Origin of the sequence: Massilia phyllostachyos (assembly GCF_021044825.1) — a bacterium.
Classification (GTDB): Bacteria; Pseudomonadota; Gammaproteobacteria; order Burkholderiales; family Burkholderiaceae_D; genus Telluria; species Telluria phyllostachyos.
The window spans coordinates 637,880-650,643 of the sequence record NZ_JAJNOC010000001.1; the positions used below are offsets into that span (position 1 = coordinate 637,880).

The 12,764-nt window shown below is 60.1% G+C and carries 10 protein-coding genes and 1 tRNA gene; 7 read left to right on the forward strand and 4 right to left on the reverse strand.

Translation table 11 applies throughout. The annotated features are described in order from the left end of the window. Positions 1–66: 66 nt before the first annotated feature. Positions 67–1,125, reverse strand: a complete 1,059-nt coding sequence (locus LQ564_RS02800; RefSeq protein ID WP_231057357.1) for a 3-deoxy-7-phosphoheptulonate synthase — start codon at positions 1,123–1,125, stop codon at positions 67–69. A gap of 99 nt (positions 1,126–1,224) precedes the next feature. Between LQ564_RS02800 and ybiB the strand changes: the two genes are divergently transcribed. From ybiB to LQ564_RS02835, 7 genes are all read left to right on the forward strand, one after another. Then, positions 1,225–2,184, forward strand: a complete 960-nt coding sequence (ybiB, locus tag LQ564_RS02805; protein ID WP_231056556.1) for a DNA-binding protein YbiB — start codon at positions 1,225–1,227, stop codon at positions 2,182–2,184. A 74-nt stretch (positions 2,185–2,258) separates the two neighbouring features. Further along, the gene (locus LQ564_RS02810) at positions 2,259–3,473 is read left to right on the forward strand and encodes a BaiN/RdsA family NAD(P)/FAD-dependent oxidoreductase (RefSeq protein WP_231056557.1); all 1,215 of its coding nucleotides are present in this window, start codon (positions 2,259–2,261) and stop codon (positions 3,471–3,473) included. 102 nt (positions 3,474–3,575) lie between these two features. Then, a complete protein-coding gene (gene rpsU / locus LQ564_RS02815; protein WP_005665410.1) occupies positions 3,576–3,788 on the forward strand; it encodes a 30S ribosomal protein S21 in 213 nt (70 codons plus the stop codon). Between the two features lie 127 nt (positions 3,789–3,915). Then, positions 3,916–4,365, forward strand: a complete 450-nt coding sequence (locus tag LQ564_RS02820; protein WP_231056558.1) for a GatB/YqeY domain-containing protein — start codon at positions 3,916–3,918, stop codon at positions 4,363–4,365. A gap of 178 nt (positions 4,366–4,543) precedes the next feature. Continuing rightward, the gene (gene dnaG / locus LQ564_RS02825; RefSeq protein ID WP_231056559.1) at positions 4,544–6,340 is read left to right on the forward strand and encodes a DNA primase; all 1,797 of its coding nucleotides are present in this window, start codon (positions 4,544–4,546) and stop codon (positions 6,338–6,340) included. A 228-nt stretch (positions 6,341–6,568) separates the two neighbouring features. Continuing rightward, positions 6,569–8,821 carry an RNA polymerase sigma factor RpoD gene (rpoD, locus tag LQ564_RS02830; RefSeq protein WP_231056560.1) on the forward strand — a complete coding sequence of 751 codons (2,253 nt, stop codon included), beginning with the start codon at positions 6,569–6,571 and terminating at the stop codon, positions 8,819–8,821. Positions 8,822–8,943: 122 nt separating this feature from the next. Beyond that, positions 8,944–9,022, forward strand: a tRNA-Ile gene (locus LQ564_RS02835). A 1,056-nt stretch (positions 9,023–10,078) separates the two neighbouring features. On the opposite strand, the gene LQ564_RS02840 is transcribed toward LQ564_RS02835, so the two are convergent. From LQ564_RS02840 to udk, 3 genes are all read right to left on the reverse strand, one after another. Further along, a complete protein-coding gene (locus tag LQ564_RS02840; RefSeq protein WP_231056561.1) occupies positions 10,079–10,420 on the reverse strand; it encodes a hypothetical protein in 342 nt (113 codons plus the stop codon). A gap of 1,242 nt (positions 10,421–11,662) precedes the next feature. Continuing rightward, the gene (locus LQ564_RS02845) at positions 11,663–11,878 is read right to left on the reverse strand and encodes a hypothetical protein (protein WP_231056562.1); all 216 of its coding nucleotides are present in this window, start codon (positions 11,876–11,878) and stop codon (positions 11,663–11,665) included. Positions 11,879–12,102: 224 nt separating this feature from the next. Continuing rightward, a complete protein-coding gene (gene udk, locus LQ564_RS02850) occupies positions 12,103–12,744 on the reverse strand; it encodes a uridine kinase (RefSeq protein WP_231056563.1) in 642 nt (213 codons plus the stop codon). Between the last annotated feature and the right edge of the window lie 20 nt (positions 12,745–12,764).

Sequence of the window (12,764 nt, forward strand, 5' to 3'; positions counted from 1 at the left end):
CGGATTCCGCCCACGCGGTGATACATGGCAGCCAGATCATCCGGCGCGAAACCGGAGCCGATAACGTTACGGGCGTTGCAGCAGCTCTGCGTGCGCGCTACGCAACATCGCTTCCGTCTCTTCCCACCCGATGCACCCATCCGTTACCGAGCACCCATACTTCAGCTGCGACAGATCCGCCGGAATCGCCTGCGCCCCGCTGACGATGTTCGACTCGATCATCACCCCCACCAGCGACCCATTGCCATGCTTGATCTGCTGGATCACATCCGACATCACCAGCGGCTGCAGTTCCGGTTTCTTGTAGCTGTTCGCGTGCGAGCAGTCGACCACCAGGTTCGCCGGCAGCCCCGCCTTCTTGAGCGCACCCTCGGCGATCGCGACCGACACCGAGTCGTAGTTCGGACGCCCGCCGCCGCCGCGCAGCACCACGTGGCCGTAGGCATTGCCGCTGGTGCGCACGATGGACACATTGCCCTGGCCATTGATGCCGAGGAAGGCGTGCGGATTGGCCGAGGACAGCACCGCATTGATCGCGATGCTCACATCGCCGTCGGTGCCGTTCTTGAAGCCGACCGGCGTCGACAGGCCCGACGACATCTCGCGGTGGGTCTGCGATTCGGTGGTGCGCGCGCCGATCGCGGTCCAGGCGATCAGGTCGCCCAGGTACTGCGGCGAGATCGGATCCAGCGCCTCGGTGGCGGTGGGCAAGCCCAGTTCGCACACGTCCAGCAGGAAGCGGCGCGCGCGTTCCATGCCGACCTCGACGCGGAAGGAATCGTCCATGAACGGATCGTTGATATAACCCTTCCAGCCGGTGGTGGTGCGCGGCTTCTCGAAATACACGCGCATCACCAGCACCATGGTGTCGGCCACTTCGTCCTGCAGCGCCTTGAGCCGGCGCGCATAGTCCAGGCCCGCTTCCGGATCGTGGATCGAGCAGGGCCCGACCACCACGAACAGGCGCTTGTCCTTACGATCCAGGATATTACGCAGGGTTTCGCGGCCGCGCATCACGGTGGCGAAGGCGCTGTCGCTGAGCGGCAGGGTGGCGTGGAGTTCCGTCGGCGTCGGCATGCGTGCGAAGGAACTGACGTTGGTATTTTCGATTGCTGGGGTATTGATCATGGTGCGATGGTCTCTGGTGGACATACCAGTGTAGACCGAAATTGCTGCGAATGCACAATCAGGGCGCATTTCGGCAACGCGTTGTATGCTGGCGTCATGGACAAGAACACTGAACGTTTTGCCGCGGCGCCCTTCATCAAGGAAATCGGCCGCGGCGTCAAAGGCGCGCGCAGCATGTCGCGCGAAGATGCCGGCGCGCTGTATGCCGCCATGCTGGAGGGCCGCGTTTCCGACCTCGAACTCGGTGGCATCCTGCTCGCCATGCGCATCAAGGGCGAATCGGTCGAGGAACTGGCCGGCTTCATGGATGCGGCGGAACGTTCCTTCGCACCCTTGCCGGCGCCACCGGGGCAGTATGCCCCGGTCCTGATCCCGAGCTACAACGGCGCGCGCAAGCTGGCCAACCTGACGCCGCTGCTGGCCCTGCTGCTGGCGCGCGAGGGCGTGCCGACCTTGGTGCATGGCGTGAGGAACGATCCCGGCCGCATTACCACTGCCGAGATCCTGGCCGAACTCGGCCTGGCCGAAGCCGGCGGCTCGGCCGACATCCTGGACGCGATGGCGAGCGGCCGCCCGGCCTTCATCCCGATCGAGCGCCTGGCGCCGGAATTGGCGCATCAATTGTCCCTGCGCCGCATCCTGGGCGTGCGCAATTCCACCCACACCCTGGTCAAGATCCTGCAACCCTTCGAGGGCCCGGCGCTGCGCCTGGTGTCCTACACCCACCCCGAGTACCTGGAAACCCTGGGCGCCTACTTCATGACGGCCGCGCCATCGGCGCGCGGCGACGCCTTCCTGATGCGCGGCACCGAAGGGGAGACGGTGGCCAACCCGCACCGCGCCCAGCAGATCGACTGGTTCCATGGCGGCGAGCGCACCGTGCTGGCCGAGCGCGATGCGCCGGCCGACGAGCTGGCCGAAGTGCCGGAAGCACGCGACGCCGCGACCACCGCCGCCTGGATCGCCGCCGCCCTGCGTGGCGAGGTGCCGGTGCCGCGTCCGATCGCGGCGCAAGTTGCACATTGCGTGCGCGTCGCACGTTCCCTGCGCGCCTGAGCTGCCCCCGCCTTTCGCCTGGCTCATCAACCGTTTACAATGGTCGGTTTGGCGGAAGATTCAGGGGCAGGAGCATGGCAAAACAGTATGATGTGGCAGTAATCGGCGCGGGCGCCGCCGGCATGATGTGCGCCGCCGTGGCCGCTGCGCGCGGCAAGCGCGTGGTGCTGCTCGACCACGCCACCCGCCTGGCCGAGAAGATCCGCATCTCCGGCGGCGGGCGCTGCAATTTCACCAACGTGGGCGCCGGCCCGGCCAACTTCCTGTCCGAAAACCCGAACTTCTGCCGCAGCGCCCTGTCGCGCTACACGCCGCAGGATTTCCTCGGCCTGGTCAAGAAATACCGCATCGCCTGGCACGAAAAGCACAAGGGCCAATTGTTCTGCGACGATTCTTCCGAGCAGATCATCGGCATGCTGCGCGCCGAGTGCCAGCAGGGCGACGTCGCCTGGCGCATGCCGTGCAAGATCGGCGGCATCGAAAAGCTGGATGCCGGCTTCCTGATCACGGCGGAAGGCGGCGACATCGCCTGCGACAGCCTGGTGATCGCCACCGGCGGCCTGTCGATCCCGAAGATCGGCGCGACCGACCTCGGCTACCGCATCGCGCAGCAGTTCGATCTGCAGATCGTCGCACCGCGCCCCGGCCTGGTACCGCTGACCTTCGACGGCCCCAGTTGGGAAGCGTTCGCGCCGCTGGCCGGCATCGCCCTCGAAGTCGAGGTCAGCACGGGCGGCACCGGGAAAGGGAAGAAGAACAAGGGCGGCGGCCATTTCCGCGAAGACCTGCTGTTCACCCACCGCGGCCTGTCCGGTCCGGCCATCCTGCAGATCTCGAGCTACTGGCAACCGGGCACGCCGATCGTGCTCGACCTGCTGCCGGAGATGGATGTCGCCGAGGAATTGATCTCGTCGAAAACCACGGTCAAGAAGCAGCTCGGCAATGTGCTGGCCCAATGGCTGCCGGCGCGCCTGGCCGAGGGCTTGCTGCTGGCGAACGGCTTCGCGCCCGATGCGCGCTTGGCGGACATGGCCGACGCGAAACTGCGCAAGCTGGGCGACGCCATCAACCGCTGGGCCATCGTCCCGACCGGTTCCGAAGGCTATAAAAAGGCCGAAGTGACGCTGGGCGGCGTGGATACGCGCGAACTGTCCCAGCAGACCATGATGGCGAACAAGGTGCCGGGCCTTTACTTCATCGGCGAGACCGTCGACGTCACCGGCTGGCTCGGCGGCTACAATTTCCAGTGGGCCTGGGCCTCGGGATTTGCTGCCGGCAGCAGCGTGTGAAGCACATGTGTCAATTGCGGCACAGCGTGATAAAACCTTCCACAGTTCGGCAAATGGTGCTAGAATTTCGTTCTTCCCTAAATCCAACGGTTTGATTTTTACATGACCACTATCCGCCTTAAAGAAAACGAGCCGTTCGAAGTCGCTATGCGTCGCTTCAAGCGCACTATCGAAAAAACCGGTCTGCTGACTGAACTGCGCGCTCGCGAGTTCTACGAAAAGCCAACTGCAGAGCGCAAGCGCAAGCTGGCTGCCGCAGTGAAGCGTCACTACAAGCGCATCCGCAGCCAACAGCTGCCGAAGAAGCTGTACTAATCAGACTGCACCCGCGGCTTGCTCCGGCGACACCATTGTCCCGGCGAGCCGCTGAGCGTCCGCAAGCCCGCTCCGGTTGTTACCGCGGCGGGTTTTGTCGTTTATATCCATCGAACACGGAGAACCCATGAGCCTGAAAGCACAAATTACCGAGGACATGAAAGCGGCGATGCGCGCCAAGGAAAGCGCCCGCCTGGCCACCATCCGCCTGATCCTCGCCGAGATCAAGCGCAAGGAAGTGGACGAGCAGATCGAAGTCGACGACACCCAGGCCCTGGCCATCGTCGAGAAGATGATCAAGCAGCGCAAGGACTCGATCACCCAGTTCGAAGCCGGCGGCCGCGCCGACCTGGCCGAGATCGAAAAGGGCGAGCTGGCGATCCTGTCGGCCTATATGCCGGCTGGGCTGTCGGACGAGGAAATTGCTGCCGAAGTGCAGGCTGCCGTGGCGTCGACTGGGGCCGCAGGTCCGCAGGACATGGGCAAGGTGATGGGCGTGCTCAAGCCGAAGCTGGCCGGGCGTGCGGACATGACGGTGGTGTCCGGTTTGGTGAAAAAGGCGCTGTCCGGCGGCTGATCGTCGTGTCGTGAACGCGTGGGCGGCTATGCCGTACGCGCGTCCAACCGGCTCATGAATGCCTGTGATGCGCACTCCCCACAACCAACCCCATCAAGACCACCCGCCTTGGCATAAATCAATTTGCAGTCACCGCTGCGGTATAGTCTGAGTTGAGACAAACACTGAGTACCTCCTAGTGATTCCGCAATCCTTCATCACCGATTTGCTCAATCGTGTCGATATTGTCGACATCGTAGGCCGCTACGTCCAACTGAAAAAGGGCGGGGCCAACTACATGGGCCTGTGCCCGTTCCACAACGAAAAATCCCCCAGCTTCACGGTCAGCCCGACCAAGCAGTTCTACCACTGCTTCGGCTGCGGCGCCCACGGCACCTCGATCGGCTTCCTGATCGAATACTCGGGCATGGGCTTCGTCGACGCCGTCAAGGACCTGGCCCAGAACGTGGGCATGGTGGTCCCGGACCAGGACGACAAGATCCCGCCCCAGCAGCGCGCCGCCCAGCAGGCGCAGGCGCTGGCGATGACAGACGCGCTGACCCAGGCCTGCGCCTTCTACCGCGCCCAGCTGCGCGAGGCGCCCAACGCCATCGCCTACCTGAAGAACCGCGGCCTGACCGGCGAAGTCGCGGCCCGCTTCGGCATGGGCTACGCCCCCGGCGGCTGGGACAACCTGCGCTCGGTCTTCCCCGATTACGACGCCCTGGCGCTGGTCGAATCCGGCCTGGTGATCGACAAGGTCGACGAGGACGGCAATAACAAGAAACGCTACGACCGCTTCCGCGAGCGCGTCATGTTCCCGATCCGCAATACCAAAGGGCAGGTGATCGGCTTTGGCGGCCGCGTGCTCGACGGCGGCGAACCGAAATACCTGAACTCGCCGGAAACGCCGCTGTTCCAGAAAGGCCTCGAACTGTACGGTCTGTTCGAAGCGCGCCAGGCGATCCGCGACGCCGGCTACGTCTTGGTGACCGAAGGCTACATGGACGTGGTCGCGCTGGCCCAGCTCGGGTTCCCGCAAGCCGTGGCAACGCTCGGCACCGCCTGCACCAGCACCCACGTGCAAAAGCTGTTGCGCCAGACCGATACCGTGATCTTCAGCTTCGACGGCGACAAGGCCGGCCGCCGCGCCGCCCGCCGCGCGCTGGAGGCCTGCCTGCCGCAGGTGACCGACGACAAGACCATCAAGTTCCTGTTCCTGCCCCAGGAACACGATCCGGACAGTTTCGTGCGCGAACGCGGCGCCGACGCCTTCGACCAGGAAATCCAGGATGCGATGCCGCTGTCCCAGTTCCTGCTGCGCGAAGTAACCACCGAGCACGACCTCGACACGCCGGAAGGCCGCGCCCACGCCCAGCACGAGGCCAAGCCGATGCTGCAGGCGATGGCGCCGACCTCGCTGCGCCTGCAGATCGTGCGCGGCCTGGCCAGCCTCACGGAATCGACGCCGGCCGAGATCGAATCGCTGTTCGAACTGTCCAAGCCGGTATCAGTGGCGCGCCGGGCGCCGCCGCGCCAGGGCCGGCCCAAGCCGGTGGGGCTGGAACTGCAGATGCTGCGCATCCTGGTCTCGCATCCGCACCTGGCGGGCCAGCTCGACGAGGCCGCGCAACAGTCCTTCGACTATTTCGGCCAGGAAGCCGCGGACAATCTGCGCCACCTGGTCGGCATGGCCCAGGCGCTGGGTGAATACGGCACTTTCGCTGCCCTGTCACAACAATTAAAGGAAGTGACGACAGAATACGACAGTCTGATCGCAGAAATTGCGGCGGAGCCGGAGTCGGAAGTTGATGCAGATCGCATATGGCTAATGAGTGCTGTGCGGCAAATCAAGATGGAATCGTTAAAGCAGGAACTTAACCAGTTGTTTTCTTCCGGGCTAACCCCAGATCAGGTAAGTACTCGCTATCGCGAAATTACCGCCCAGCAGGACCTCCTGGCCCGAGAAGCAGCGGCAGAGATGACGCCCCGTTGATCAAGACTATCAAGCACAACTGTGTACATTTGTGCAACTTGGAAAAATAGGGGTGCGTGCTATAATAAAACGCTAACTATTGCAACCTTTGAAACCATTTTTTGTTTCAATCGGGGCGTGGTGTTTCAGTTAGCGAGGCAACAGATTGTTGTCTGCAGGGTGATGTAAGGTAACAAAACTTTATCTTTAACCATCGTAAAGTTAGTCGTTGTGACTTCGAAAGCGCCTGTGCCAACCAAGAAACCCGAAACCAAAGTGGCTGCTAAAACCACGAGAGCGTCCGCCAAGGCGGATCAAGGTCAAGACAAGGCCGAGGTTCGTACCGCGAGCCCGGCGCCTGTCAGCCAGACGACCGATGCGGCAGCACTGGCCGCGATCGACACGTCCGGTTATGTCCTGCCGTCCGTCAAGGTCCCGGGACGCCGTGGTCGCAAGCCGAAGGAATTCACGCCCGAGAACGACGAGATCGCCGCGCTGAACGCGGTCGAGCGCGCCGAACTGAAAGCTGCGGACAAGGCCAAGGCCAAGGACCGCAAGGCCAAGGAAAAAGCGCTGCTGAAAGACGCGTTCTCGTCCGATACCGAAGCGAGCGAGGAAGAGCTCGAAATCCGCCGCAACAAGCTCAAGGCCCTGATCAAGTCGGGCAAGGAGCGCGGCTTCCTCACCTACTCGGAAATCAACGACCACCTGCCGGAAAACATCGTCGATCCGGAAGCGATCGAAGGCATCATCGGCACCTTCAACGACATGGGCATCGCCGTCTACGAGCATGCCCCTGACGCGGAAACGCTGCTGCTGTCCGATAACGTGCCGAACGCCACTAGCGACGACGAGGCCGAAGCGGCTGCCGAAGCCGCCCTGTCGACCGTCGATTCCGATTTCGGCCGCACCACCGACCCGGTCCGCATGTACATGCGCGAAATGGGTTCGGTCGAGCTGCTCACCCGCGAGGGCGAGATCGAGATCGCCAAGCGCATCGAGGATGGCCTGAAGGACATGATCCAGGCGATCTCCGCCTGCCCGGTGACCATCGCCGAGATCATCGACGCCGCCGCCAAGATCGAGAAGGACGAGATCAAGATCGACGAGATCGTCGACGGCATGGTCGACCCGGACGAGGACGAGAACACCTCGCCGACCGCGGTCGCCCCGACCTCGACCGACGACGAGGACGAGGACGAGGACGAAGAGGAAGAAGCCGAAGAGGAAGAAGAGGAAGCGTCCGGCGGTTCCGCCGCGGCCGGCTACTCGGCCGAGCAGCTGGAAGCCCTGAAGCAGTCGGCGCTCGACAAGTTCCGCAACATCGCGGACCAGTTCGACAAGATGCGCAAGGCCTTCGAGAAGGATGGCTACAACTCCAAGGCCTACGTCAAGGCGCAGGATGCGATCTCCGACGAACTGCTGGGCATCCGCTTCACGGCCAAGGTCGTCGAGAAACTGTGCGACACCCTGCGCGGCCAGGTCGACGAGGTGCGCCACATCGAGAAGCAGATCCTGGACGTCGCCGTGAACCGCTGCGGCATGCCGCGCGCCCACTTCATCAAGGTGTTCCCGGGCAACGAGACGAACCTGGAATGGGTCGATGGCGAAGTCAACGCCGGCCACGCCTACAGCGCCATCCTGGGCCGCAACATCCCGACGATCAAGGAACTGCAGCAACGCCTGATCGACCTGCAAGCGCGCGTCGTGCTGCCGCTGCCGGACCTGCGCAACATCAACCGCCAGATGGCGGCCGGTGAAATGAAGGCGCGCAAGGCCAAGCGCGAGATGACCGAGGCCAACCTGCGCCTGGTGATTTCGATCGCCAAGAAGTACACCAACCGCGGCCTGCAGTTCCTGGATCTGATCCAGGAGGGCAATATCGGCCTGATGAAGGCGGTGGACAAGTTCGAATACCGTCGTGGGTATAAATTCTCGACGTATGCGACGTGGTGGATCCGCCAGGCCATCACCCGTTCGATCGCGGACCAGGCGCGCACGATCCGTATTCCGGTGCACATGATCGAAACGATCAACAAGATGAACCGGATCTCGCGCCAGATCCTGCAGGAGACCGGCGCCGAACCCGATCCGGCCACCCTCGCCATCAAGATGGAGATGCCGGAAGATAAGATTCGCAAGATCATGAAGATCGCGAAGGAACCGATTTCGATGGAGACGCCGATCGGCGACGACGACGATTCGCACCTGGGCGACTTCATCGAGGACAACAACACGCTGGCGCCGTCGGATGCGGCCCTGCACGCCTCGATGCGCGGTGTGGTGAAGGACGTGCTGGACTCGCTGACCCCGCGCGAAGCCAAGGTGCTGCGCATGCGCTTCGGCATCGAGATGTCCACCGACCACACGCTGGAAGAGGTCGGCAAGCAGTTCGACGTCACCCGCGAGCGCATCCGCCAGATCGAAGCGAAGGCGCTGCGCAAGCTGCGTCACCCGTCGCGCTCGGACAAGCTGAAGAGCTTCCTCGAAGGCAGTTCGTGATCGTTGTAGTCTGGCCTTGACGTACCTGCACTAAAAGCAATATCCTCTCGCCACTCTGCTTCACGGTATCGCACCGCTGGAGCGTGTGGCGAGATCACTTTCTGGCCGTAGTTCCGATTTTTGGGCCTCTAGCTCATGCCTGGTTAGAGCAGCGGACTCATAATCCGTTGGTGCCCGGTTCGACTCCGGGGAGGCCTACCAATAAAATCAAGCACTTAGAGTGCTTTTTGCGATTTGCGCAGTTCCGCAAAACGATTTTTGCGTCTGCAAAGGTTCGCAATAGCCGCCCAAAGCCGCCGCTCACAGTCAAACGCCAGATGAGGCAATGTACGCCGCCAATGCGCAAAAGTTAGTGCGCTGCAGGCGGCTCCCTAGAATGAAGTGTTAGCCTCGACCTATTAGCTTCACCGGAAGGATTTGATCAGGTGCTTTTACAGTTACCTGGCGAAATGGACCAACGCATCGCCAACTGATGTTACCGCAGTCGCAGCGGGCCCAATAGAAGAGCCGCTGCTTTGGGATTGACGAGGGTGATACCGAACCACAGGTAAGGCACTGCACATACCCTCCCAAGGTCGGACGCCAACCCGCGCTGCCGTTAGGAAGCACTACAAACAACTCGTTAAGCCGCTTGCGTGTCAGAAGCGGTAGCCTGTGATGGAGCCACTTTTCTCGACGCATACCGTTCTTGTAGTTAGCTCCCCATTTAGGATCATCATACGTGGCGGGGTTTGCGGTCTTCAAGGCGGCATGAATCTCTGCTGACTGCCGCGCAACCTCAGCCTTCCCGAGGTTTTTGAGCTGTCTTTTACGTTCGGCATCCATGAGGGTTGACGTGTTATAGATCGGAAATGCCAGCTTAACATGGGCTAGCTGTCTCTTAGTATAGGCCGGCAAACTGTTGACTGGCCGCTTGTTGCCGTTAGCGGTGGACCGACGGCTGAGTGTAAAACCCACGTTAGCCATGAGGCAAGTATGGAAGTGGAATGCGGTTCCGCAAAAACACTTCAAATTCTGCAGAAGCCCAAGAGGAATAAGCGAAAGTTCTAATTTTTGCGGAACTATTCTTTGCTTAAGTGCTTGATTTCATTGATTTTCGCAGGTGACTCATAATCCGTTGGTGCCCGGTTCGACTCCGGGGAGGCCTACCAATTAAATCAAGCACTTAGAGTGCTTTTTGCGATTCTCGCAGTTCCGCAAAACGATTTTTGCGTCTGCAAAGGTCCGCTAACGACCTGTTGAACACGTGCCGTTGCGTTATTTTTTGCGGCGTCCCGGAGGAGGCAAGGTCTCCACCCAACCGATATATTCTGCCAGCTCCTTTTCTACTGAACTGTTACCAAATCCGTTATTAGAGCGCCGTGCACTCTCCGCTGCTGCCTCGGCACGAATGCGCCAAAACGCTTTCATGCATTCCATGTCGTTTGACCGGATGCACTGCTGCTCTTCAACACGGACAAATGTAGCGTTCACATACGCCGAGCGGCCAATAGCACTATTCATTCCGGCGACGTAGGCGAAGTAGCTTGCTATCCCGACTAATAGCACAGAGAGAATGACAACGTGTACCCGTCGAAAAGCGTTTATCTTTGTGATCAAGGAGACGATTCCTAACCGTGCTTGCGGTGTCGAACAGTAGTGCTTACTGTCTCTGGTTGTGGCCGATAACGGACGATTGATAGCTGAGTGTACAAACAGAGTTGGCTTCAAGGCAAGAAGGTCTTGGCCGGCAAGCTGTTTTTCGTGCAATAGGCAGTTCCGCAAATGTTTCTGGAAAACCTTGGAAGCCTAAGGAATTTAATGAGAAATCTTGGTTTTTGCGGAACGATTTTTAACCTAAGTGCTTGATTTTATTGAGTTTAGTAGGTGACTCATAATCCGTTGGTGCCCGGTTCGACTCCGGGGAGGCCTACCAATAAAATCAAGCACTTAGCGTGCTTTTTGCGATTGGCGCAGTTCCGCAAAGCGAATTTTGCGTCTGCCGAGGTCCGCTATCGACCCAAAGCGGTCATCGCATCGTTGACTAGGATTGGCGCGAATCTGCGGCCGAATATGATCTTGTTGAGCCATGCTCAGCAAGGAATGCGTCAATCAACGGCCTTGTGTACTTGACCTCTGGATCAGTACCCGGCGGATCAGTCTCTCGGTAATATTCTCCGGCGTCGAACGCCGCGTAGACGGCACTCGTCGCAGGGGGAATAGTTCGGTCGTAATCAGCCCAAAACTCTTCGGAAACGCAGACGGCCCAAAGGGCATTCATGACCGCGTCTGCTACCTCAAAATCTATTTCATTGGCAGAGTATCGCGACGCTACTACATAGGAGAGCTCATCAAGAAGATCAGGGGCGCTCCGTCCAGACTGAATAGCGGCATCCTTCAACAGCGCATACGGGACGCGTCCATTCTGTGCAGCTTCGAAAAGCCTCGAATCAGCTGAAGAATTCGTCATGTTCTATGTTGTTCGTTGGTAGTCGTTCCGATGTCCGCTCCTGGCCGCTAGCGGAAGTTCGATGGCTGAGTGTACGACCGCAGTGGCCTCAAGGCAAGGAAGGCCTTGGCCGACAAGGCCTTTTTTCGAGCACCCTGCAGTTCCGCAAAAGTGTCTAGGAAACGTTCGAAGCCTGAGGAAAACGGCGCGAAATTTTGATTTTTGCGGAACGATTTTAAATCTAAGTGTTTGATTTTATTGAATTTCACAGCTGACTCATAATCCGTTGGTGCCCGGTTCGACTCCGGGGAGGCCTACCAATTCAGTCAAGTATGTGGAGTGCTTTAGCAAAGCCCCATGTCCGCAAAACGAAATTGCCTTCGAAGTAATTCGCTATTAACCCAAGCGGACCTTCATGTGTTTGGTTTGTGCTCACCAAATTTTGCGATCAGTGACCTACAGGCATCAGCAGCAACACTTGAAGCCCATTGTTCAGCCTCTTCGATCTCAGGCTGAAGGCGAGCCAAGGCGTCCCGGTCCCAATGCTCTTGAACCGCGCCAAGCGGCAAATCATCGGTTTCCGACGCAATAGCAACGAAAGTCACGAAGTCAGCGTCGTCTGCAGCCATGCCAGTCTCATCGCATAAGGCAGCCAGTTGTCGTGAACCGATCAGAAAGCTCAGCTGTCCCTCGAGCATTGCCTGTGTTGTAGAGACGACCTGCCGGCATACGGACCGGACGTATTCCTCATGAGTAATGTGTTGAGACACCTCGTCACTGCCCTTCTTCTGGTCAGTCGCAAGACATTGAGAGAATATTTCGCGCCAAAAATTTGTTCTTGGCCGTACCCGGATCAGGGACGCTTCAACTGGCCAATAATGCTCGCCACCTTGGTGGTGATGACATCGACCGCCGGCCCATTCGCGCCATGCGGCAGGATGACATCGGCGTGCCGCTTGGTCGGCTCGATGAATTGCTTGTGCATCGGCCGCACCGTTTCCAGGTACTGGTTGACGATGCTTTCCGTCGTGCGGCCGCGCTCGGCGATATCGCGCTGCATGCGGCGGATGAAGCGCACGTCGGCGGCGGTGTCGACAAAAATCTTCAGCGACATCATGTTGCGCAGGTCGGCGTCGTACAGGGCGAACAGGCCCTCGATCACGATGACCGGGGCGGGCTTGACGGGAATGGTCTTGTTGGAGCGGTTGTCGATCGTGAAGTCGTATTCCGGCATGGCGATCGTTTGGCCATTGCGCAAGGCCTGGACGTGCTCCACCAGCAGCGGCCAGTCGAAGGCTTCCGGGTGGTCGTAGTTCTGCTTGCGGCGGACTTCGGGGGTGAGGTCGGATTGGTCGCGGTAGTAGTCGTCCTGCATCACGACCGAGACCATCTCGGTACCGAACGAGGCCAGTACCTGCTGGGTCACCGTTGACTTGCCACTGCCGCTTCCTCCAGCGACACCGATGACAAACGGTTGGAAAGAAATCTGATTCATCCCCGAATGATACCGGAGTG

Coding starts and splice junctions, on each gene's coding strand:
- ybiB (WP_231056556.1), top strand. CDS start 1,225: ATGGACAAGAACACTGAACGTTTTGCCGCGGCGCCCTTCATCAAGGAA.
- LQ564_RS02810 (WP_231056557.1), top strand. CDS start 2,259: ATGGCAAAACAGTATGATGTGGCAGTAATCGGCGCGGGCGCCGCCGGC.
- rpsU (WP_005665410.1), top strand. CDS start 3,576: ATGACCACTATCCGCCTTAAAGAAAACGAGCCGTTCGAAGTCGCTATG.
- LQ564_RS02820 (WP_231056558.1), top strand. CDS start 3,916: ATGAGCCTGAAAGCACAAATTACCGAGGACATGAAAGCGGCGATGCGC.
- LQ564_RS02845 (WP_231056562.1), bottom strand. CDS start 11,878: ATGGCTGCAGACGACGCTGACTTCGTGACTTTCGTTGCTATTGCGTCG.
- udk (WP_231056563.1), bottom strand. CDS start 12,744: ATGAATCAGATTTCTTTCCAACCGTTTGTCATCGGTGTCGCTGGAGGA.